Consider the following 20934-nt stretch of genomic DNA (forward strand, 5'->3'; position numbering starts at 1 on the left):
GGAACCTTCCGGACCCTCGACACGGAAGACTTCTGCGACCATCCCCTTACGACATTCCGCAGTCGGTCGATCACTCTGTGAGACGATTCGGCAACCCCTCCGCTCCGGTCCGCTCCGAGGAGTGATCATTTATGGGTCCGCATCCCGCGGTGGCCGCGATACGCCTGGCAGTACGCCGGGTGCTCAACGACATCGCCGCCCAGGTTCCTGACACCTTCACCACTGCCCCCAAGCCCGCCGCCACCGTCCCGGTGCCCGCCGCGCGCCCGGTGTTCCGTCCCGTCGGGGACGTCGACCCGCGGCACGCCGCGCTGCGCACCCCCCGCCCCCGCCCCGCGCCGGACGCGCCGCTGGTCCTGGTCGCCTGCAGCGGCGGCGCCGACTCGATGGCGCTGGCCGCCGCCACCGCCTTCGAGGCCGCCAAACTCGGCCTGCGGGCCGGTGCGGTGACGGTCGATCACGGCCTGCAGCGCGGCTCCACCAGCCGCGCCGACGAGGTCGCCGGGCGGCTCCGCGCGCTCGGCCTGGACCCGGTCGAGGCGATCGGCGTCACCGTCGGCTCCGCAGAATACGGTGCGGCGCACAGCGCCTCGGACGAGGGTGGTGGCGGGCGACGGGCGGGCGGTGCGGCGCACAGCGCCTCGGACGAGGGTGGTGGCGGGCGACGGGCGGGCGGTGCGGCGCACAGCGCCTCGGACGAGGGTGGTGGCGGGCGACGGGCGGGCGGAGCGGCGCACAGCGCCTCGGACAGGGGCGGCGTTCGCCGGGCGGGTGGCCCGGAGGCCGCCGCCAGGGACGCCCGCTACGCCGCGCTGGACGGCGCCGCCGAGCGCCACGGCGCCAGCCTGGTGCTGCTCGGCCACACCAGGGACGACCAGGCCGAGACGGTGCTGCTCGGCCTCGCCCGCGGCTCCGGCCCGCGCTCGCTCTCCGGGATGGCCGCCGCCACCGGCCGCTACCGCCGTCCCTTCCTGGACCTGGACCGGGCGATCACCCGCCAGGCCTGCGCCGTGCTCGACCTCCCGGTCTGGGACGACCCGCACAACGTCGACCCCGCCTACACCCGGGCCCGGGTCCGGCACGAGGTGCTGCCGGTGCTGGAGAAGCACCTCGGCGGCGGCGTGGTCGAGGCGCTGGCCCGCACCGCCCGGCTGTTCCGGGACGACGCCGACGCGCTGGACTCCTGGGCCGCGCAGGCCGAGGCCGAGGCGCTGACCGACGAGGGCCTGGACACCGCCCGGCTGGCCGAGCTGCCGCCCGCGGTGCGGCGGCGGGTGCTGCGCCGGGCCGCGATCCGGGCCGGCAGCCCGCCCGGCGACCTCTTCGCCCGGCACCTCGAAGTGATGGACCAGCTCGTCACCGACTGGCACGGGCAGGGTCCGCTGCACCTCCCCGGCGCGGTCGAGCTGCGCCGCCGCTCGGCCCGGCTGGCCTTCCGCCGCATGGAGCCCGGAGCGGGTATGGCAAGGTTGTGAGCAGACGCCGGATCTCCAGCACTTGAGACTCCAGATTTTTAAGGACGTACCGCGGGTGGACGAGAAGGACATGGGCACCGACCTTGCGAAGGTGCTCATCAGCAAGGAAGAGATCGACGCCAAGCTCGCCGAGCTGGCGGAGCTGATCGACCGCGACTACGCCGGCCGGGACCTGCTGATCGTCGGGGTGCTGAAGGGCGCGGTGATGGTCATGGCCGACCTGGCCCGGACCCTGCACAGCCCGGTCACCATGGACTGGATGGCCGTCTCCTCCTACGGCATGGGGACCAAGTCCTCCGGTGTGGTCCGCATCCTCAAGGACCTGGACACCGACATCAACGGCCGCGACGTGCTCATCGTCGAGGACATCATCGACTCGGGACTGACCCTGTCCTGGCTGCTCAGCAATCTGCAGTCGCGCGGACCCGCCTCGCTGGAGGTCTGCACCCTGCTGCGCAAGCCGGACGCGGCGAAGGTCTCCATCGATGTGAAGTACGTCGGCTTCGACATCCCCAACGAGTTCGTCGTGGGATACGGGCTCGACTACGCCGAGAAGTACCGCAACCTGCCGTTCGTCGGCACCCTCGCACCGCATGTGTACGGTGGCTGACGAGGCCGGGAACAGGGGAGGGCCTCTCTCCGTTGGACCCGGTGAAAGGCCGTTCGACACCGGTACGGCGGCGTCCCGTGGAATCCCCGCGGCGGCGCTGTCCTGTACCGTCCCACTTAATCCACTGTGAGCAGCTGACGGTGGTTGACCAACCGGTCGAGGTCATACATAGGACGCGTCCCACGGCTGGAAGCCTGGTGACGCCGCACAGTGGCAGGAGGGACGGGGCGGCTGATGTCGCCCCGCATGGATGGACGTGAAGCGATACTTCCGTGCGCCGGTGATGTGGATTCTGCTGGCCGTCCTCGCCGTCGTGGTGCTGATGCAGGTCGTGTCCTCTTCGGCCGGCTACAAGACCGAGGACACCAGCAGGGTCGTCTCGGCGATCAGCAGCGGCCAGGCGAAGTCGGTACAGATCACCACCGGCGACAGTCAGATGATCAAGGCTCAGCTCAAGGACGGCCAGAAGGTCGACGGGTCGAGCCAGATCCAGGCCCCCTACGCCTCCGACGCGTACATCGCGGGGCTCCAGGACACCCTGCAGAAGGCTGTCGACAACAAGACGCTGGACAGCTACACGGTCAAGGTCGACAAGCAGAACGCCTTCGTCGGCCTGCTGCTGTCGTTCGGGCCGATCGTGCTGATCATCCTGCTGTTCCTGTTCCTGATGAACCAGATGCAGGGCGGCGGCTCGCGGGTCATGCAGTTCGGCAAGTCCAAGGCCAAGCTGATCACCAAGGACACGCCCAAGACCACCTTCGCGGACGTCGCGGGGTCGGACGAGGCGGTCGAGGAGCTCCACGAGATCAAGGAGTTCCTGCAGGAGCCGGCCAAATTCCAGGCCGTCGGCGCCAAGATCCCCAAGGGCGTGCTGCTCTACGGCCCGCCCGGAACCGGTAAGACCCTGCTGGCCCGCGCGGTCGCGGGCGAGGCCGGGGTGCCGTTCTACTCGATCTCGGGCTCCGACTTCGTCGAGATGTTCGTGGGTGTCGGCGCCAGCCGGGTCCGCGACCTGTTCGAGCAGGCCAAGGCGAACGCCCCGGCGATCGTCTTCGTCGACGAGATCGACGCGGTCGGCCGCCACCGCGGCGCCGGCCTCGGCGGCGGGCACGACGAGCGCGAGCAGACCCTCAACCAGCTGCTGGTCGAGATGGACGGCTTCGACGTCAAGGGCGGCGTGATCCTGATCGCGGCGACCAACCGGCCCGACATCCTGGACCCGGCGCTGCTGCGTCCGGGCCGCTTCGACCGCCAGATCGCGGTGGACCGTCCCGACCTCACCGGTCGGCACGACATCCTCAAGGTGCACCAGAAGGGCAAGCCGGTCGCCCCGGACGTCGACCTCATGGTCGTCGCCCGCCGCACCCCCGGCTTCACCGGCGCCGACCTGGCGAACGTCCTCAACGAGGCCGCTCTGCTCACCGCGCGCAGCGACAAGAAGCTGATCGACAACACCACCCTGGACGAGGCGATCGACCGGGTGGTGGCGGGTCCGCAGAAGCGCACCCGGATCATGTCGGAGAAGGAGAAGAAGATCACCGCGTACCACGAGGGCGGACACGCCCTGGTCGCGGCGGCCTCTCCGAACAGCGACCCGGTGCACAAGGTCACCATCCTGTCCCGCGGCCGGGCCCTGGGCTACACCATGGTGCTCCCGGACGAGGACAAGTACTCGACCACCCGCAACGAGATGCTGGACCAGCTCGCCTACATGATGGGCGGGCGCGCGGCGGAGGAGCTGGTCTTCCACGACCCGACCACCGGCGCGTCCAACGACATCGAGAAGGCCACCGCCACCGCGCGGGCCATGGTCACCCAGTACGGGATGACCGAGCGCCTGGGCGCGATCAAGTTCGGGACCGACAACTCGGAGCCCTTCCTGGGCCGCGAGATGGGCCACCAGCGCGACTACTCGGAAGAGGTCGCCGGGCTGGTGGACGAGGAGGTCAAGAAGCTGATCGAGAACGCCCACAACGAGGCGTGGGAGATCCTGGTCGAGAACCGCGACGTGCTGGACAACCTGGTGCTGGAGCTCCTGGAGAAGGAGACCCTGAACAAGGAGCAGATCGCGGCGATCTTCGCCAACCTGGTGAAGCGTCCGGCCCGCCCGGCCTGGACCGGTTCCGCCCGGCGGACCCCGTCCACCCGTCCGCCGGTCCAGTCCCCCAAGGAACTGGCGCTGACGAACGGCACGGCGCAGCTGGAGGGGTCCTCCCCGGTGGTGGACATCGCCAAGCTCCCGCCGCTGCAGGAGCCGAACGGGAGCTGACCTTCCGGGCCGAACGGGAGCCGAGCTCCCGGTGCGGCCACCGGAAAGCTCCGGAATGTGTGCCGCTGCCCCAAGGTTCTAACCTTGGGGCAGCGGCATTCCTATGCGAGGAGAACAACCCATGACCGACCCGGTGACCATCGAGGGCCCGACCGGCGCCGTCCGTGAGTTCGACCAGAAGCGTGCCGAGGAAGCCGTCCGGGAACTGCTGCTGGCGGTCGGCGAGGATCCCGACCGCGAGGGCCTGCGGGAGACGCCGGCCCGGGTGGCCCGCGCGTACCAGGAGATATTCGCCGGGCTCTGGCAGGAGCCGGAGGACGTGCTGACCACCACCTTCGACCTCGGCCACGACGAGATGGTGCTGGTCAAGGACATCGAGGTGACCAGCGTCTGCGAGCACCACCTGGTGCCGTTCCGCGGGGTCGCCCACGTCGGCTACATCCCCTCGCACAGCGGCAAGATCACCGGCCTGTCCAAGCTGGCCCGGCTGGTCGACGTCTACGCCCGGCGGCCCCAGGTGCAGGAGCGGCTGACCACCCAGGTGGCCGACTCGCTGATGCGGATCCTGGAGCCGCGCGGGGTGATCGTGGTGATCGAGTGCGAGCACATGTGCATGTCGATGCGCGGCATCCGCAAGCCCGGCGCCAAGACCATCACCTCAGCCGTCCGCGGCCAACTCCGCGACGCCGCCACCCGCTCCGAGGCGATGAGCCTGATCATCGCCCGTTAGCCCTTGTCCGGCCGGAGGCCCGAGTCGCTCAGGGCTTGCCGGCCGGTCCTGCGGCCTGGGCCGGGGTCCAGGCGTCGGTCTTCGCGGGCGGCTGGGTGCCGTGCCCGGACGGGCGGGGCCCGGCCGAGGTGTGCTTGTGCGTCGGCGGGGGCGTGGTGATCTGGGCCGGGGGCAGCAGTTGGCGGGCCATCCAGGTCAGCGAGGGGGTCAGCTCGATTCCCCAGGTGGTGAAGTTGTGGCCGCCGTTGGAGAGCACCATCGGGGTCGCCTCCATCGGGGGCCGGACCGCGTGCAGGAACGCCTCGGTCGGGGCGTAGTCGCGTTCGCCGTGCGCGGTGGTGGCGACCAGGACCTTGATCTTCGGGGCCGGCAGGTGCTCCAGCCGCCAGAGCAGGTTGTAGCCGTCCAGCAGCTTGTCCCTGGCCGTGCCCTTGGCGCCGAAGAGGGTGCCGGTCTGCGCGTCCTCGGTGTCCCGGAAGTCGCCGCCGAGCGAGACCGCGACGCCGAACTCGTTCGGGTGCCGCATCGCGTTCTCCAGGGCGCAGGTGCCGCCCTCGGAGAAGCCGACCAGGCCCCAGGCGGCGGCCTCCGGCCTGACCCGGTAGGCGGAGCGCATCGCGGTCTGGTAGTCGCTGGTCAGGTAGGTCTCGACCTGCGGCCCGCCGGCCACGTCGACGCAGTCGGTGTCCCGGGGGGTGGCGACGGTCTGCGAGATCAGCACCACGATGGTGGGCCGCATCTGTCCGGCCGCCATCATCTTCGCGGCGGTCTGCGGCAGCTTCAGCCGGGCCATCACCCCCTGGATGCTGCCGGGGTAGCCGACGTAGGTGGTCAGCACCGGGAAGGCGGTGTGCTGGAAGGCCGGCTGGAAGTACTCCGGCGGGAGGTAGACGTAGGCCTGCTGCTGGATCCCGCTGTGCTCGCCGACGATGGTCACCGCGCTGTACTGGCCCACCTGCGCGGCCGGGCCGTGCACCAGGTCCGGCTGCTGCCGCAGTGAGGAGTCGTCGGCCGGGAGCACCAGCCGGCTGCCGGACAGTCCGGCCTGGGTCGCCCGGTTCCCCGGGCCGGAGCCGATGGTGACCGTGTTGCTGCCGCCGCCGGTCAGGTCCTGCCAGGTCGGGTAGAAGTCTCCGTAGGAATTGAGCATGAGTGTCACCAGCAGCACCAGCGACAGCTGCGAGGCGATGATCATCATGAAACGCCCGGCGATCGGGAGGATCCCGCGCCGTGCCAGCCGGGGCCAGAGCCAGACCGTGGCGACGACGAAGGCGAGGGTCAGGCCCCCTGCCTCGTACTGGAGCGTGCTGCTGGTCAGATCCATCGTGTCCTGCGCTCTCGAATGCCGCCCACCCTCCTGTGCCGGTCGGCACGGCCGCCATTCTCCCGCCTGGGCGCGGCGGGTAGCGGCAAGGAGGGCCTGAAGCCCCCCGAACGGATGACGTGATCCGTCAGGAGCTGTCGACCCCGGTGCCGGGCACCGGGCCGGGCACGCTGCTCCCGCTCAGCGGGGGGCTCAGCCGCGCGGACATCCAGCGCAGCGCGGCCGGGGTCTCCCGGTTCCAGGTACCGAAGTTGTGCCCGCCCTCGGGGAGGATCAGCGTGCCGACGCTGGTCTGCCCGTTGGCGGCGGCGGCGAAGGCCAGCGTGGCCCGGTAGTCGCCCTCGCCCTTCTTGCTGCTGCTGACCAGCAGCGACACCTTGGGGTGCGGCAGGTTCTTCAGCCGCCACATCAGGTCGTTCTCGTCCTGGAGCCGGCTGCTCCCGCCGAAGAGGCTGCCGGTGGTGCTGTCCACGGCGGACTTGTAGTAGCCGGAGAGCGATGCGGCGACGGTGTACGCCTCGGGGTGCCGCATGGTGATCTTCAGGGCGCAGTAGCCGCCGGTCGAGTCGCCTATCACGCCCCAGCCCGAGGCCTGGGTCTCGGCCCGGTAGCGGGACGCCATCGCCTGGCGCAGGTCCCGGGTGAAGAAGCTCTCGGCCTGCGGGCCGCCGGGCACGTCCTGGCACTCGGTGTCCCTGGGCATGGCGACCGAGGGGCGCATCAGCACCAGGATCGTGGGGCTCATCTGCTGCTGCTGGATCGCCTGGGCCGCCACCGTGGGGTACTTCATCCGGGTGATCAGGCTGGTCGCGTTGCCCGGGTAGCCGGTGAAGACCACGATCACCGGGAACCTGGTCTTCGCGTAGGCCGGGTCCTGGTACTGCGGCGGCAGGTAGACGAAGCCGGGCTCGGTCAGCCCGGTGCCCCCGCCGTGGATGCTGACCTGCTGCACCGTCCCGCCGCTGAGGCCGGGGTGGCCCGGCAGCTGCAGCGCCACCGGCTTGCTGCCCTGGACGTCCACCGACGAGCGCGGGCCGTCGGTGCTGCCGGTGGAGGCCACCGGCGGCCCGCCTATGGTGACCGCCCCGCCGCCCTGGTCGGTGCCGAGCAGGTCGGACCAGGAGCTGTAGAAGGCGCCCCAGTTGTTCGCGGCCAGGGCGATGGCCATCAGCGTCAGCAGTTGGCTGACCAGCAGCGCGCCGATCCGTCCCAGCAGGGCCCGCCAGCTGCGGCCACTCAGCCGGGGCCAGAGCCAGACCGCGGCCGCAAAGCAGACCACCGCGAGTGCCGCGATGAGAATCTGCAGTTTCTGGCTGGTCAGTCCCATGTCACATCCTGTTTTGCCGGAGTTCGGTGCGTCGCCTTCGTCCGCGGAGGTTCCTGGGAGGAGCCTGGGCGTACGAAGGGTCCGACGTACCAGCATGCACGGCAGGTTGCGCGGGTTGACCGAATCGTCACCTCCCGGGAGGAAACTCATGCCTGGGTCTGACCTGCTCCTACTTCGGTCTGACCGAGTTCCTTACCGATGCCCCTACGCTGGCTGTCCATGAGTGAGCAGCAGTTCCCCGAGGGCCCCCAGCGGAAGGGCATCCAACTGCCCAAGGTCTCCCGCCCGTGGGCGCCCGCGGCGGTCGGTTACGCCACCGCACTGGTGGGTCTCGGGGATATCGTCGGCGCGGTCGCCCCGCATTTCCGGGGCACCCGGGTACACGAGCTCGCGAGCTTTCTCCCGGGGACGGTGACCAGGGTCGCCACCGCCGCGTCGCTGGTCGTGGGCATTCTGCTGATCATGCTGGCGCATGCGTTGCGGCGCCGGAAACAACGGGCCTGGCAGGCCGTCGCGGTGCTGCTGCCGGTGGGTTTCCTGTTGGAGGCGCTGCGCTGGCACCACACCGTCACGGCCGCGGTCACCCTGGTGGTGTTCGTGGTCGTACTGGTGAACAGGCGTGAGTTCTACGCACTGTCGGATCCGCGCACTCGCTGGCGGGCGCTGTGGAATTTCCTGGCGATGTCGCTGATCAGTTTCGGGCTCGGACTGGTGATCGTCAGCTCGCACGCCAGGACCACTCTGGGAACTCCCAGCTTCGGCGACCGTTTCTGGCAGGTCGCCTGGGGCCTGATCGGGGTCGGTGGCCCGATCCACTACACCATGGAGGACACCAACGACCTGGTCTACTACTCGCTGGCCGGGCTCGGCCTGTTCACCGCGGTGAGCACGCTGTGGCTGGCGACCAAGCCGTCCAAGCCGGTCGCCGAACTGAGCGTGGACGAGGAGGCGCAGGTCCGCGGCCTGCTCACCCGGCACGGCGCGCGCGATTCGCTCGGCTACTTCGCGCTGCGCCGGGACAAGAGCGTGGTGTTCTCACCCAGCGGCAAGGCCGCCATCGCCTACCGGGTGGTCTCCGGGGTGATGCTCGCCTCGGGGGACCCGATCGGCGACGTCGAGGCCTGGCCCGGGGCGATCAAGGTGTTCATGGACGAGGCGCACCGGCACGCCTGGGTGCCCGCGGTGATGGGCTGCAGCGAGACCGGCGGCGAGGTGTGGACCCGCGAGGCCGGCCTCGACGCGCTGGAGATCGGCGACGAGGCCGTCGTCGAGGTGGCCGACTTCACCCTGGAGGGCCGGGCCATGCGCAACGTCCGGCAGATGGTGAAGCGGATCGAGCGGTCCGGCTACACCTGCCGGGTGCGCCGGGTGGACGAGCTCAGCGAGGCCGAGCTGGTGGCGATCCGTCACGCCGCCGACGCCTGGCGCGGCACCGAGACCGAGCGCGGCTTCTCGATGGCGCTGGGACGCTTCGGCGACCCCGCCGACGAGGGCTGCGTGGTGGTCACCGCGCACAAGCTGCCCGACGGCGCACTTGAGGGGGCATCGGACATCCGCGCGGTGCTGCACTTCGTGCCGTGGGGTCGCGACGGCATCTCGCTGGAGCTGATGCGCCGGGACCGGGACGCCGACCCGGGCCTGAACGAGCTGCTGATCGTCAAGGCGCTGGAGGCCGGTCCCGGGCTCGGCGTCAGCCGGGTGTCGCTGAACTTCGCGATGTTCCGCTCGGCGCTGGCCCGCGGCGAGCGGATCGGCGCGGGCCCGGTGCTGCGGGCCTGGCGCGGGCTGCTGGTGTTCCTGTCGCGCTGGTTCCAGATCGAGTCGCTGTACAAGTTCAACGCCAAGTTCCGCCCGATCTGGGAGCCGCGCTTCCTGGTCTACCCGACCGCCCGCGACCTGCCCCGGATCGGCATCTCGGCGCTGCAGGCCGAGGCGTTCATCGTGATGGAGCCGCCGAAGTTCCTGCGCCGGCTGCGTCGGGGCGGTCCCGCGCCCGCGCCGCGGGTGGGCGAGCGCCGGGCTGCCGACCCGGCCCTCGGTGAGCCGGGGCTGTCGCAGCCCTGAGAATGGGCGCATGAACGCGAACACGATGCCGCTGCCCGCCTGGGGGCGCTGCGGGGTGATGGGGATCGTCAACGTCACCCCCGATTCCTTCTCCGACGGCGGGCTGTGGCTCGATCCGGGCAAGGCGGTCGCGCACGGCCTGGAGCTGGTGGCCCAGGGCGCGGATGTGGTCGACGTCGGTGGTGAGTCGACGCGCCCCGGCGCGGTGCGGGTCACCCGGGAGGAGGAACTGCGCCGGGTGCTCCCGGTGGTCCGCGGGCTGGCCGAGGGCGGGGCGCTGGTCAGTGTGGACACCATGCGCGCGGACGTGGCCGAGGCCGCGGTGGACGCGGGCGCGCGGATCGTCAACGACGTCAGCGGGGGCCGCTCGGACGACCGGATGGTGTCGGTGGCCGCTCGAACGGGTGTGCCGTTCGTGGTGATGCACTGGCGCGGGCAGTCCGCCGGCATGGATGACCTGGCCGCCTACGGGGATGTAGTGGGCGAGGTCATCGAGGAAGTGGAGCGGCAGATGGACGCTGTGGTCTCCGGCGGGGTCGACCCCGCCCAGGTGATCGTCGACCCCGGGCTGGGCTTCGCCAAGACCCGTGAGGACGACTGGGCCCTGCTGGCCCGGCTGGACGCCTGGTCCCGGCTGGGCCGCCCGGTGCTGGTCGCCGCCTCCCGCAAGCGGTTCCTGGGCACGCTGCTGGCCGACCCGGCCACCGGCGAGCCCCGCCCGGCCCGCGCCCGCGACGCGGCCACCGCCGCCGTCTCCGCGCTCGCCGCCGCCCAGGGCGCCTGGGCGGTCCGGGTGCACGAGGTGCCCGCGACCGTGGACGCGGTCCGGGTCGAGGCCGCGCTGCGGGCCGCCCGCGGCGGTGCCGCGTGACCACCTCCGACGACATCGCCGCGGTCGAGGTCGAGGCGGCCAACGCCGCCCTCTACGCCGCGCTGGAGGCCGGCGACCTGGACGCGCTCACCGCGGTCTGGGTCTCCGGCGCGGACGCCGACGACGTCCGCGGCGCGGTCTGCGTCCACCCCGGCTGGCCGGTGCTGCGCGGCCGGGCCTCGGTGCTGCGCTCCTACGCGCTGATCATGGCGCACACCGAGTACATCCAGTTCTTCCTGACCGACGTCGAGGTGGAGCTGCTCGGCGATGTGGCACTCGTCACGTGCACCGAGAACATCCTCTCCGGCGGCGAGTCCGAGGAGGAGGGCGAGTTGGGCCCGCTGGTGGGCGGCCGGGTGGTGGCCACCAACCTGTTCCGCCGCACCGCCGACGGCTGGCGGCTCTGGTCGCACCACGGATCGCCCGTGCTGACCAGCGGTCCCGACGAGGAATAGGCGCGGGTCCGGCGAATGCTGTCAGCGGCGGAGGGTACGTTGGTGCTGTCCGGGCAGCGTGGCCCGAAAAGCCTGAGTGGAGTGATTCGATGCTGGACCGTGTCGCGGTTCGGGGCCTGCGTGCCCGTGGCCACCACGGCGTCTTCGCCCGCGAGCGCGAGCAGGGGCAGACCTTCGTGGTGGACCTGGTCATGGGCCTCGACACCCGCCTCGCGGCCTCCGGCGACGACCTCACCCGCACCGTCCACTACGGCATCGTGTCCGAGGAGGTCGTCGCCGTCGTGCAGGGCGACCCGGTGGACCTGATCGAGACCCTCGCCCAGCGCATCGCCGACCAGTGCCTGAAGCACGAGGCGGTACAGGAGGTCGAGGTGACCGTGCACAAGCCGGACGCCCCGATCACCGTGCCGTTCGACGACGTGACCATCACCATCGTTCGGAGCCGCGGATGAGCAGCGACCCCACCACCACACCGGTCTCCCCCGAGGTCGAGCGCCAGGTCGACTCGGCCGACACCACCCTGCACAACCCGCGCAGCGCGGTCGTCGCGCTGGGCAGCAACCTGGGCAACCGCCTGGACACCCTGCAGGGCGCGGTGGACGCGCTGGAGGACACCCCCGGGGTCCGGGTCACCGCGGTCTCCGCGGTGTTCGAGACCGAGGGCGTCGGCGGTCCCGAGGACCAGCCCCCGTTCCTCAACGCGGTGCTGGTGCTGCGCACCACGCTGCCGCCGGGCTCGCTGCTGGAGCGCGCCAACGCGGTCGAGGACGCCTTCGGCCGGGTCCGCGAGGTCCGCTGGGGCCCGCGCACCCTGGACGTCGACATCCTGTCCTACGAGGGCGTGCTGCTGGACACCCCGGAACTGACGCTGCCGCACCCGCGGGCGCACGAGCGGGCGTTCGTGCTCGCGCCCTGGCTGGACGCCGACGCCGAGGCGCGGATCCCCGGGCACGGCCCGGTCGCCGAACTGCTCCGCGCCGTCGGCGAGGCCGGCGTCCAGCGTCGCGGGGACGTGGCACTGCACCTTCCGGAATAGCCCTTCGGCGGCGGGTAGGCTCGGGGGCACCGTGGAATCGGGATCGAAGGGGAGACCGTGAAGGCGCTACGCCCGGTCGTACTGGTCGGGATCACTCTCGTTGCAGGGGTGCTCTCCTGGGCCGGGTCGCAGCTGTGGAACTCGGTGGACTCGCTGCCGGGGGTCCCCACCGCCGCACCGATCGTGCTGGCCGCCGTCGCGGTGGTGCTGATCGCCACGGCGGTCTCGCTGCGGTCCCGGCTGAAGGCGCAGCGCGAGCGGGTGCCCGGCGCCAAGGGCGTGGACCCGCTGTCGGCCGCCCGCGCGGTGGTGCTCGGCCAGGCCAGCGCGCTGGTCGCGGCGCTGGTGACCGGGATCTACGGCGGGATCGGGGTGTTCCTGCTGACCATGGGGAACGCGCCGCCGGCCCGCAGCAACCAGGCGCTCACCGCGTTGTTCGCGGTGCTGGCCGGGCTCGCGGTGATGGCCGCGGGGCTCTGGATCCAGCACATCTGCCGGCTGCCGGACGACCCCGACGCGGAGACCGCGGTGCACGCGTCCAGCGAACGGCGCTGAAGCGCTGAAGGCGCTGAAACAGTCACCTACGGCAGTCCTTCGTGGACCCGGTGTCACCTTCCGACGTTGTCAAGACCGTGTTTGACACCTCACCTGACATCGCCGCGCCGGGCACGCTAGATTTCTGGCCATGCCACGTGGTCGCCACCGCCAGTCCTCGCCTTTGAGCAGGCTTCTTCCCCCCACCGCCTGCGGGATCCTGGCCATCGCCTCGCTCGTATCCGCAGTGTTCACCACCGATCCGGTGGTCCTGCGGACCCTGGTCGTGGCGGCGTCGGTCGGCGCGTTCGCCGGGGCGGTGCTGCTGCGGCTGCGCGAGCACGCGGGAGAGGCCGAGCTGGAAGCCGAGATCGCGGCCAGGGGCCGCGACGAGGCCCGGTTCGAGGACCGCGCCGCGGAGCTGGAGGCCCAGGCGGAGGCGGCCGAGGAGCAGGTCAAGCGGCTGGAGCGGAGGCTGCTGGCGCAGCGGGCGCAGATCACCAGGACCGAGTCGGAGAACGCCCGGCTGCTGCGGGACCGCGCCCGGATCGCGGCCGAGGCCGCGGCGCGGGAGGCGGAGGAGGCCCGCCGCCGGGAGGCCGCGGTCCGCGGCACCCGACCGTCCCCGACCGCCTACCTCAAGGCCGCGGCGGCGCTCCGCGGCCTGGAGCGGCGGGCGGCGGTGGGCCAGGCCCAACGCATCGCCGCCGCCCAGGCCCCACAGGGGACCGCAGTGTACGCAGGCGAGCGACAGGAGCAGGGGACCGCGGCGTCCACAGGGGAGCAGCGGGAGCCGGGGGCAGCGGTGTACGCGGGCGAGCAGGGGGGCGGGACCGGGGTCCCGGCCGTGCCGGGGCTGGCAGCTCCGCTGCCGTCAGCACTCGACGCCCTGGCCGCCGCCCGGCAGCACCCCGCCCCGGCAGAAGCCACCGCGGCGACAGCCCCGCAGGGCGCGACGGCGTCTGCGTCCGCCGGGACGGCCGCCCAGGGCGTGACGGGTTCTGCTGGCGGGACGGCTGTGCAGGGCGTGATGGTGTCCGCAGCTGCCGGGTCCGCGCCGCAGGGCGCGTCCGCCGCGGCGGCTCCGCAGGGCGGGCCTGTGGCTGGGGGCGCCGCGCCTTCCGGTTCCACCGCGTCCGGTGCGCGGTCCGGGGCAACGGCCCTGTCCGCCCCGGCAGGGGCCGTGCCGCAGGTGCCGACCTCCGGTCGGGCCGCCCCCGCGGGGGCGGCGGCTCCGGCGTGGGCGCGGGCGGCGCTTCCGCCCATGCGGCCGGCCTCGGCCGTGCTGCCGACCGCGTTGGTGCGCCCGGCGCGCCAGTCGCGGGACCTGCTCCGCAAGGAGGCCGGCAGCGGCGGCACCTTCAACTTCTTCAGCCGCCAGGAGGCCGCGATCTCCCGCGGCCTCGGCGACCTCGCCGACGTCGTCGGGGACGAGGCCGCCGCCGCGCAGCAGCTCTACGCGGGCGACCCGGTCGCGACGGAAGCCGCCGTCGGCGCCCTCCCCGACCCGGTCCACGGCCGCACCGACGCGGCGTCAGCGGACGGGGCCGGCCCCGGCACGGCCGGCCTGGTGGACCTCACCGCTGACGACGAGACCGAGCCGATCGACGTCCGGGCGCTCCGCGCGATCTGACCCGCCGTCCGACCGCACCTGCCGGCGCGTGCCGGCGGCTACTTGTCGATGTCGCCGACGACGAAGAACATCGAGCCCAGGATCGCCACCATGTCGGCGACCAGGGTCCCCGGCAGCAGCTCGCCCAACGCCTGGATGTTGTTGAACGAGGCCGACCGCAACTTCAGCCGCCACGGCGTCTTGTCGCCGCGGGAGACCAGGTAGTAGCCGTTGACCCCGAGCGGGTTCTCGGTCCAGGTGTAGGTGTGCCCCTCCGGGGCCTTCAGCACCTTGGGCAGCCGCAGGTTGATCGGTCCTGGCGCCGCCGCGTCCAGCCGGTCGAGGCAGGCGTCGGCCAGCGCCAGAGCGTTGTGCACCTGGTCCAGCAGGCATTCGAACCGGGCCAGGCAGTCGCCCTCCTGCCGGGTCACCACCCGCAGCACGTCGCCCAGTTCGCCGTACGCGAGGTACGGCTCGTCCCGGCGCAGGTCGAAGTCGACGCCGGAGGCGCGGGCGACCGGCCCGCTCACCCCGTAGGCGTGCACCGACGCGGCGGAGAGCACGCCCACCCCCCGGGTGCGGGCCCGGAAGATGTCGTTGCCGAGGACCAGGTCGTCGAAGACGCCCATCCGGCCCCGGACCGCGGCGACCGCCGCGCGGACCCGCCGGTACCAGCCGGCCGGGAGGTCCTCCTTGAGGCCGCCGACCCGGTTGAACATGTAGTGCATCCGGCCGCCCGAGGCCTCCTCCATCACCGCCTGCAACTGCTCGCGCTCGCGGAAGGCGTGGAAGACCGGGGTGATCCCGCCCAGTTCCAGCGGGTACGAGCCGAGGAACATCAGGTGGTTCAGCACCCGGTTCAGCTCGGCCAGCAGGGTGCGGGTCCAGGTGGCCCGCTCCGGCACCTCCATGCCGAGCATCCGTTCGACCCCGAGCACCACGCCCAGCTCGTTGGCGAAGGCGGACAGCCAGTCGTGACGGTTCGCCAGCATGACGATCTGCCGGTAGTCGCGGGCCTCGAACAGCTTCTCCGCGCCGCGGTGCATATAGCCGACGACCGGCTCGGCCGCGGTGATCAGCTCGCCGTCCAGCCGCAGCTTCAGCCGCAGCACGCCGTGCGTCGAGGGGTGCTGCGGGCCGATGTTCAGCACCATGTCCGCGGTGCCCAGCTCGGTGGCCGCGCCGGCGCCGATCCCGACCGTGGTCTCCCGGACGCCGCCGGTGCCGTTCGTCCCGGCGCCGCTCGTCCCCGTGCTACTCGTCATGGGGCAAGAGTGTGCCATCAGCGCCGTCGAGGGCGTACCAGCGCGGGGGCAGCGGCATCCCCACGGACTGGACGCCCCAGCCGAACCCGCCGAGACCGGCCGCCGCGGTCAGCTCGGCGGCCTCCCCGGCGGCGGCGAGGGCGCGCAGGTATCCGGCCGGATCGCTCGACGCCAGCGCGAGCGGGGGGCGCGCGCCGTCCACACCGAGCAGCCGGAGCGCCTCGCGCTGCGTCGTCCACAGACTGTGGACGACCGACGGGTGCGCCCGCGCGGCGGCGTCCAGGCAGGAGTCCAGGGCGACGTGCGAGGTCAGGTCGCGGCTGCCGTCCGGGACCGGGCGGACCTCGCGGCCGTCCCGGAACGACGCCAGGCTGCCGAACGGCGGCCGGGCCCCGGCCCGGTGCGCGTAGTCCACCGCGACCGCGACGCCGAGGCCGAGCGAGCCCACCGCCGCGGCCCAGGCGGTGTCGCGCGGACGGCCGATCTCGGCCCGGAAGCCCGGTTCGGCGTGCGCCGGGTCCAGCGGCCACCAGCGGGCCAGCCAGTCCGCGTCCGCCCCGGCCACCGGCTCGCCGAGGCGCTCCTGGCCGGTCTCCGGGTGGACCAGGACCCGCCGGGGCACGCCCTCGGCGTCCACCTCGGCAATCTCGACCGGCACGTTGTCCAGCCACTCGTTGGCGAAGACGACCCCGTGCGCGGCCGGGGCGACCCGGTCGGCCCAGTGCACCCACCGCGGCAGCCGCTCCGGCCGGGGCGCCCGCTCCACCGCGCGCAGCACCAGCCTGCGCGCCAGCTCCGGGGCCTGCTCGCGGGCCTGCGCGGCCAGCGCGAGCAGCAGCTCACCGCGCCCCGCCCCGACGTCGGTGAGCACCAGCTCGGACGGCCCGCCCAGGGCCGCGTCCACCTCGCGCAGCAGCGCCAGCACGGCTCCGGCGAACAGCCCGGAGGCGTGCACCGAGGTCCTGAAGTGCCCGGCCGGACCGGGCCCGCGGACGAAGAAGCCGCCGTCCCGGTACAGCGCCCGCTCGGTCGCCTGCCGCCAACCGGGCCAACCGGGGCTGCTCTCGTGGTCCATCCGTGCACCCTAGCGAGCCGGGAATCCTTCTCCGACCTGCGGAGGACGACGGGTTCAGCCCGGCGGGTGACCCTGCGGCCGTTCCGGCTCCTTAGGCTGGTAACCGTGCAGTACATCTACAGCTGGTTCCGCAGGCACCCCACCGTGGTCGACGCCGCGTGGGCCGCCCTGCTGTTCCTGCTGTCCGGGCTCGAAGTGCTGAGCGACACGGTGCACGGCGGTTTCCGGCTGTCGGTGGTCCCGGTCGCACTGGTGCTCTGCACGGCGGTGACCTTCCGGCGGCGCTGGCCGGACGCCGCCGTCCTGGCCGGCATCCTGGTCGGCCTGATCCAGCTGGCCCTGCGCTGGAATCCCAACAGCGCGGACATCGCGCTGCTGGTCCTGGCCTACACCGGGGCCGCCTTCGCCGACGTCTGGACCTCCCGGCTGACCCTGCTGGCGGCCTTCGCCGGAGGGCCGCTGACCTGGTTCCGGTTCAGCGGCCCGGACGAGTCCAGCCACACCTCGACCTGGACCAGGATCTTCTTCGGGCTGCTGCTGTCCACCCCGCTGGTGCTGTGCTGGGTGCTCGGCCGGTTCACCCGGATCCGCCGGGCCTACTACGTCGAGCTGGAGGACCGGGCGGCCCGGCTGGAGCGGGAGCGCGACGCCCAGTCGCAGATCGCGGTCGCCGCGGAGCGGGCCCGGATCGCCCGGGAGCTGCACGACGTGGTGGCCCACAACGTCTCGGTGATGATCGTTCAGGCGGACGGCGCCTCCTACGTCATGGACGGCTCGCCGGACCAGGCCAAGCAGGCGCTGGCCACCATCGCCAGCACCGGCCGGCAGGCGCTGGAGGAGATGCGGCGGCTGCTCGGACTGCTGCGCTCGGCCGACAGCGCGGGCGAGTACGTGCCGCAGCCCGGGGTCGAGCAGCTGCCGGACCTGCTGGAGCAGGTCCGCACGGCGGGGCTGCCGGTGGCCTTCCGGATCGACGGCGAGCCGCGGGAGCTGCCGCGGGGCGTCGAGCTGACGGCCTATCGGATCGTCCAGGAGGCGCTGACCAACGCCCGCAAGCACGGGGGTCCGCAGACCAGCGCGACGGTGCGGATCCGCTTCGACGAGCGCGGGCTCGACATGCTGATCGAGGACAACGGCCGCGGCGCCAGCGCGGAGCTCGCCCGGGACGGCGGCGAGGACGGCTTCGGGCACGGGCTGATCGGGATGCGCGAGCGGGTCGGCATGGTCGGCGGCACGCTGGACGCGGGCCCGCGTCCGGGCGGCGGCTTCCGGATCAGCGCGGTGCTGCCGCTCACCCCGTCCCGCAGGCCGGCTGCGCCGGGGGCCGCCAGGGCAACTGCGCCCGGAACCGCATCGAACACCCCCGACGCCGCCCCAGCCCCGACCGAGACCCCCAGCCCAGCCACCCCCTGACCCCAGCCGCTTCGCCCGCCCTGCACCGCCCGCCCCGCTTCGCTCCCGCACCGCTTCGTTGCCTGACCCGTCTGCCCGCGCAACCTGCTCGTGCCGCCGCTACCCGCGCCGCCCGCCACCCCGACCGTTCCATCCACCCCACCCCCGCCCCCGCTCCGCGAAGGAATCCCCCCGCCATGCCGATCCGCGTGATGCTCGTCGACGACCAGGAACTGCTGCGCACCGGCTTCCGGATGGTGCTCCAGTCGCAGCAGGACATCGAGGTGGTGGCCGAGGCCGGGGACGGCCTCCAGGCGCTGGAGGTGCTGGCCGGCACCGAGGTCGACGTGATCCTGATGGACGTCCGGATGCCGCGGATGGACGGCGTCGAGGCCACCCGGCGGATCTGCGAGAGCCAGGTCCAGGACCACGAGGGCACGCCGAGCGGACCCCGGGTGCTCATCCTCACCACCTTCGACCTGGACGAGTACGCCTTCGCCGCGCTCAAGGCGGGCGCCAGCGGCTTCCTGCTCAAGGACGTCCCGCCGGCCGAGCTGGTCGCCGCGATCCGCTCGGTCCGCGGCGGCGACGCGGTGGTCGCCCCGACCACCACCCGCCGCATGATCGACCGCTTCGCCTCGGTGCTGCCCAGCTCGGTGCCGGTGGCCGACACCCCGGAGCTGGCCCGGCTCACCGACCGCGAGCGGGAGGTGCTGCTGCTGATCGCCCAGGGGATGTCCAACGGCGAGATCGCGCTGCGGCTGACCCTGTCCGAGGCGACGGTGAAGACCCACGTCGGCCGGATCCTGACCAAGCTGCAGCTGCGCGACCGGGTCCAGGCCGTGGTCCTCGCCTACGAGACCGGCCTGGTCCGGGCCGGCGGCGTGCTCTAGCGGCAGGCCGGGCCGGGACGCAGGCCGGGTCACGAGGCAGGCCGGACCGGGCGCGCGGGTCAGAGCCGGGCCAGCAGCCGCCCCACCGCCTCGCGCACGTCCGCCGCGGTCCACTCCAGGGCCGGGCCGGCGACCGTGACCTCGGTGCAGGAGAGGCCGGGCAGGCCCGGTTCGGCCCACCAGCCGAACAGCGCGGTGCCGTCCTCCTCGGCCAGCCGCAGCCCGGCCTCGGTCAGGTCGTCCGCGGCGAACGGCAGCCACAGCTGGAACTGGTGGGTGTGCGGCGGCTCGGGGAACACCCGGGCGCCGGGGACCCCGGCCAGCGCCTCGGCCAGCGCCGCCGCGACCACCTTGGCGTGGGCGGTGTACGCGTCGAGCCGGGGCAGCTCCCGGTCGATCCCGGCCAGCGCGGCCAGCGCGGCCGGCCACTGCTGGTAGAGCTGCCCGCCGTAGCGGTGCCGCCAGGTCTTCGCCTGCGCGACGAACCCCTCGGGCCCGGCCACCGCCGCGCCGCTGATCCCGCCCAGGGTCTTGTAGAACGAGACGTAGACCGAGTCCGCCAGGTCGGCGATCTCGGTGAGCGGGCGGCCGAAGTGCGGCGCCGTCTCCCACAGCCGGGCCCCGTCGACGTGCACCACCGCGTCCCGCTCCCGGGCCGCGCCGACCACCGCGACCAGCTCCTCCCAGCTGGGCAGGACGAAGCCGGCGTCGCGCAGCGGCAGCTCCAGCATCAGCGTGCCGAAGGGCTCGGCGAAGTCCGCGACCTCGTCCGCCGTGGCGATCCGCCGCGCGGACGTCGGCCAGACGCTGCGCAGCCCGCTGAGCTGGGCGTAGGCGAAGCGCTCATGCACCTCGGGGTGCGCCAGCGGATGCATCGCCACGGTCCGGTCGCCGGTCAGCTCGGCCCAGCAGCGCAGCGCCGCCTGCTGCGCCATCGTCCCGGTCGGGAAGAAGGCCGCGGCCTCCTTCCCCAGCAGCCCGGCGACCTTCCGCTCCAGTTCCTCGACCACGCCGTCGCCGTAGACGTCGGGACGCGAGTCCAGCGGGTACGGCGCCTCGGCGAGCCCGGCCAGCCCCTCCCGCAGCGTCTGCGGGCGCTGGCCTGAGAGCAGCCGGCGGGCGCCGCGCAGGGCCTCGAACCGGCGCTGGGCCGGGTCCTTCATCTCATCTGCCATGCGACGATCATCGCGCACCGGACCGCGACCGTTTCCGACCCCGGGTGCCCGCCCCCGCTACCCTCAGAGCGCCGGGCGGCGTGCCCGGCGCGCTGACATCCGCAGAACGCCCCCGGAGGGTCCGTTGTTCGCTCTAGTCCTCAGGTCGCTGCTGATCCCGCTCGCGCGTGTGGTCTACCGGCCGGTGATCGAGGGACGCGAGAACGTGCCCAGGCGCGGTCCGGTGATCCTCGCCAGCAACCACCTCTCGTTCATCGACAGCATGGTGATCCCGCTGGTGGCGCCGCGTCCGGTGGCCTTCCTGGCCAAGTCCGAGTACTGGACCATGGGCGGCCTCAAGGGTCGGATCAGCAAGTCCTTCTTCACCGCGATCAGCGCCGTCCCGGTCGAGCGCGGCACCCACCGGGCCGCGCAGGCCTCGCTGGACGCCTCGCTGGGGGTGCTGAACGAGGGCATGGCCTTCGGCATCTACCCGGAGGGCAAGCGCTCGCTGGACGGGCGGCTGTACCGCGGGCGCACCGGCGTGGCCTGGCTGGCGCTGGAGTCCGGGGCCCCGGTGGTGCCGGTGGCACTGGAGGGCACCGAGAAGATCCAGCCGGTCGGCAAGCGGCTGCCCCGGGTCCGCCGGGTGACGGTCCGCTTCGGCGAGCCGCTGGACTTCGACGACCGCCGCGAGCTGCGCCCGGTCGGCCCGGTCCGCCGCGCGGTGACCGACGAGATCATGGACGCCATCGCCGCCCTGTCCGGCCAGGAGCGCGCCTCGGTCTACAACGAGGGCCCGAAGGACGACACCGAGGCGGCGTGACCGGCGTCGGCCCGCGCCGCCC

The 20934-nt window shown here is 72.9% G+C and carries 19 protein-coding genes; 14 read left to right on the forward strand and 5 right to left on the reverse strand.

The features are described 5' to 3' along the window. The first annotated feature begins 131 nt into the window (after positions 1-131). The 4 genes from tilS (at position 132) to folE (ending at position 5084) form a co-directional block, all read left to right on the forward strand. Positions 132-1475, forward strand: coding sequence for a tRNA lysidine(34) synthetase TilS (gene tilS, locus ACEZDE_RS16705; RefSeq protein ID WP_380537057.1), 1344 nt, complete (start codon positions 132-134; stop codon positions 1473-1475). 55 nt (positions 1476-1530) lie between these two features. Continuing rightward, on the forward strand, positions 1531-2085 hold the full coding sequence (gene hpt / locus ACEZDE_RS16710; protein WP_380537058.1) for a hypoxanthine phosphoribosyltransferase: 555 nt from the start codon (positions 1531-1533) through the stop codon (positions 2083-2085). Positions 2086-2335: 250 nt separating this feature from the next. Further along, positions 2336-4354, forward strand: a complete 2019-nt coding sequence (gene ftsH / locus ACEZDE_RS16715; RefSeq protein ID WP_380537059.1) for an ATP-dependent zinc metalloprotease FtsH — start codon at positions 2336-2338, stop codon at positions 4352-4354. 121 nt (positions 4355-4475) lie between these two features. Then, entirely contained in the window at positions 4476-5084 is a 609-nt protein-coding gene (gene folE / locus ACEZDE_RS16720) for a GTP cyclohydrolase I FolE (protein WP_380537060.1), read from the forward strand. A 28-nt stretch (positions 5085-5112) separates the two neighbouring features. Here the strand turns inward: folE and ACEZDE_RS16725 are convergent, their stop codons facing one another. Both ACEZDE_RS16725 and ACEZDE_RS16730 read right to left on the reverse strand, forming a co-directional pair. Beyond that, entirely contained in the window at positions 5113-6408 is a 1296-nt protein-coding gene (locus ACEZDE_RS16725) for an alpha/beta hydrolase (protein ID WP_380537061.1), read from the reverse strand. Between the two features lie 127 nt (positions 6409-6535). After that, positions 6536-7735, reverse strand: a complete 1200-nt coding sequence (locus tag ACEZDE_RS16730; RefSeq protein WP_380537062.1) for an alpha/beta hydrolase — start codon at positions 7733-7735, stop codon at positions 6536-6538. A gap of 219 nt (positions 7736-7954) precedes the next feature. Between ACEZDE_RS16730 and ACEZDE_RS16735 the strand changes: the two genes are divergently transcribed. From ACEZDE_RS16735 to ACEZDE_RS16765, 7 genes are all read left to right on the forward strand, one after another. After that, positions 7955-9799, forward strand: a complete 1845-nt coding sequence (locus ACEZDE_RS16735; RefSeq protein ID WP_380537063.1) for a phosphatidylglycerol lysyltransferase domain-containing protein — start codon at positions 7955-7957, stop codon at positions 9797-9799. A 10-nt stretch (positions 9800-9809) separates the two neighbouring features. Next, positions 9810-10670, forward strand: coding sequence for a dihydropteroate synthase (gene folP, locus ACEZDE_RS16740; protein WP_380537064.1), 861 nt, complete (start codon positions 9810-9812; stop codon positions 10668-10670). After that, positions 10667-11125 (forward strand): nuclear transport factor 2 family protein, encoded by a 459-nt coding sequence (locus ACEZDE_RS16745; protein WP_380537065.1) that lies wholly within the window; start codon positions 10667-10669, stop codon positions 11123-11125. Before folP ends, ACEZDE_RS16745 begins: the two co-directional genes overlap by 4 nt. Before the next feature lie 92 nt (positions 11126-11217). Continuing rightward, positions 11218-11577 (forward strand): dihydroneopterin aldolase, encoded by a 360-nt coding sequence (folB, locus tag ACEZDE_RS16750; protein WP_380537144.1) that lies wholly within the window; start codon positions 11218-11220, stop codon positions 11575-11577. Next, a complete protein-coding gene (gene folK, locus ACEZDE_RS16755; protein WP_380537066.1) occupies positions 11574-12161 on the forward strand; it encodes a 2-amino-4-hydroxy-6-hydroxymethyldihydropteridine diphosphokinase in 588 nt (195 codons plus the stop codon). Before folB ends, folK begins: the two co-directional genes overlap by 4 nt. A gap of 57 nt (positions 12162-12218) precedes the next feature. Continuing rightward, complete coding sequence (locus ACEZDE_RS16760; RefSeq protein WP_380537067.1) at positions 12219-12716, forward strand: DUF3180 domain-containing protein; 498 nt, start codon at positions 12219-12221, stop codon at positions 12714-12716. Between the two features lie 226 nt (positions 12717-12942). After that, entirely contained in the window at positions 12943-14328 is a 1386-nt protein-coding gene (locus tag ACEZDE_RS16765) for a hypothetical protein (RefSeq protein WP_380537068.1), read from the forward strand. A gap of 38 nt (positions 14329-14366) precedes the next feature. Here the strand turns inward: ACEZDE_RS16765 and ACEZDE_RS16770 are convergent, their stop codons facing one another. Next, positions 14367-15572: an NADH-quinone oxidoreductase subunit D gene (locus ACEZDE_RS16770; RefSeq protein ID WP_380537069.1), complete on the reverse strand. Its 1206-nt coding sequence runs from the start codon at positions 15570-15572 to the stop codon at positions 14367-14369. Further along, a complete protein-coding gene (locus ACEZDE_RS16775) occupies positions 15562-16647 on the reverse strand; it encodes an SAM-dependent methyltransferase (RefSeq protein WP_380537070.1) in 1086 nt (361 codons plus the stop codon). Before ACEZDE_RS16775 ends, ACEZDE_RS16770 begins: the two co-directional genes overlap by 11 nt. Before the next feature lie 105 nt (positions 16648-16752). On the opposite strand from ACEZDE_RS16775, the gene ACEZDE_RS16780 reads away from it, so the two are divergent. Together ACEZDE_RS16780 and ACEZDE_RS16785 are read left to right on the forward strand one after the other, a co-directional pair. Then, positions 16753-18060 (forward strand): sensor histidine kinase, encoded by a 1308-nt coding sequence (locus ACEZDE_RS16780; RefSeq protein WP_380537071.1) that lies wholly within the window; start codon positions 16753-16755, stop codon positions 18058-18060. A gap of 176 nt (positions 18061-18236) precedes the next feature. Then, positions 18237-18932 (forward strand): response regulator, encoded by a 696-nt coding sequence (locus tag ACEZDE_RS16785; protein WP_380537072.1) that lies wholly within the window; start codon positions 18237-18239, stop codon positions 18930-18932. Positions 18933-18991: 59 nt separating this feature from the next. Here the strand turns inward: ACEZDE_RS16785 and ACEZDE_RS16790 are convergent, their stop codons facing one another. Then, a complete protein-coding gene (locus ACEZDE_RS16790; protein WP_380537073.1) occupies positions 18992-20107 on the reverse strand; it encodes a threonine aldolase family protein in 1116 nt (371 codons plus the stop codon). 124 nt (positions 20108-20231) lie between these two features. Between ACEZDE_RS16790 and ACEZDE_RS16795 the strand changes: the two genes are divergently transcribed. Beyond that, complete coding sequence (locus ACEZDE_RS16795; RefSeq protein ID WP_380537074.1) at positions 20232-20912, forward strand: lysophospholipid acyltransferase family protein; 681 nt, start codon at positions 20232-20234, stop codon at positions 20910-20912. Positions 20913-20934: the final 22 nt, after the last annotated feature.

The sequence above is a fragment of the Streptacidiphilus cavernicola genome, from assembly GCF_042510955.1.
Lineage (GTDB): Bacteria > Actinomycetota > Actinomycetes > Streptomycetales > Streptomycetaceae > Streptacidiphilus > Streptacidiphilus cavernicola.

What these genes read in the sequence shown, in the direction of transcription:
- folE (WP_380537060.1), top strand. Translation starts at nt 4,476, where the DNA reads ATGACCGACCCGGTGACCATCGAGGGCCCGACCGGCGCCGTCCGTGAG.
- ACEZDE_RS16725 (WP_380537061.1), bottom strand. Translation starts at nt 6,408, where the DNA reads ATGGATCTGACCAGCAGCACGCTCCAGTACGAGGCAGGGGGCCTGACC.
- folP (WP_380537064.1), top strand. Translation starts at nt 9,810, where the DNA reads ATGAACGCGAACACGATGCCGCTGCCCGCCTGGGGGCGCTGCGGGGTG.
- ACEZDE_RS16735 (WP_380537063.1), top strand. Translation starts at nt 7,955, where the DNA reads ATGAGTGAGCAGCAGTTCCCCGAGGGCCCCCAGCGGAAGGGCATCCAA.
- ACEZDE_RS16790 (WP_380537073.1), bottom strand. Translation starts at nt 20,107, where the DNA reads ATGGCAGATGAGATGAAGGACCCGGCCCAGCGCCGGTTCGAGGCCCTG.
- ACEZDE_RS16775 (WP_380537070.1), bottom strand. Translation starts at nt 16,647, where the DNA reads ATGGACCACGAGAGCAGCCCCGGTTGGCCCGGTTGGCGGCAGGCGACC.
- ftsH (WP_380537059.1), top strand. Translation starts at nt 2,336, where the DNA reads ATGGACGTGAAGCGATACTTCCGTGCGCCGGTGATGTGGATTCTGCTG.
- ACEZDE_RS16785 (WP_380537072.1), top strand. Translation starts at nt 18,237, where the DNA reads ATGCCGATCCGCGTGATGCTCGTCGACGACCAGGAACTGCTGCGCACC.
- ACEZDE_RS16770 (WP_380537069.1), bottom strand. Translation starts at nt 15,572, where the DNA reads ATGACGAGTAGCACGGGGACGAGCGGCGCCGGGACGAACGGCACCGGC.
- folK (WP_380537066.1), top strand. Translation starts at nt 11,574, where the DNA reads ATGAGCAGCGACCCCACCACCACACCGGTCTCCCCCGAGGTCGAGCGC.
- ACEZDE_RS16730 (WP_380537062.1), bottom strand. Translation starts at nt 7,735, where the DNA reads ATGGGACTGACCAGCCAGAAACTGCAGATTCTCATCGCGGCACTCGCG.
- tilS (WP_380537057.1), top strand. Translation starts at nt 132, where the DNA reads ATGGGTCCGCATCCCGCGGTGGCCGCGATACGCCTGGCAGTACGCCGG.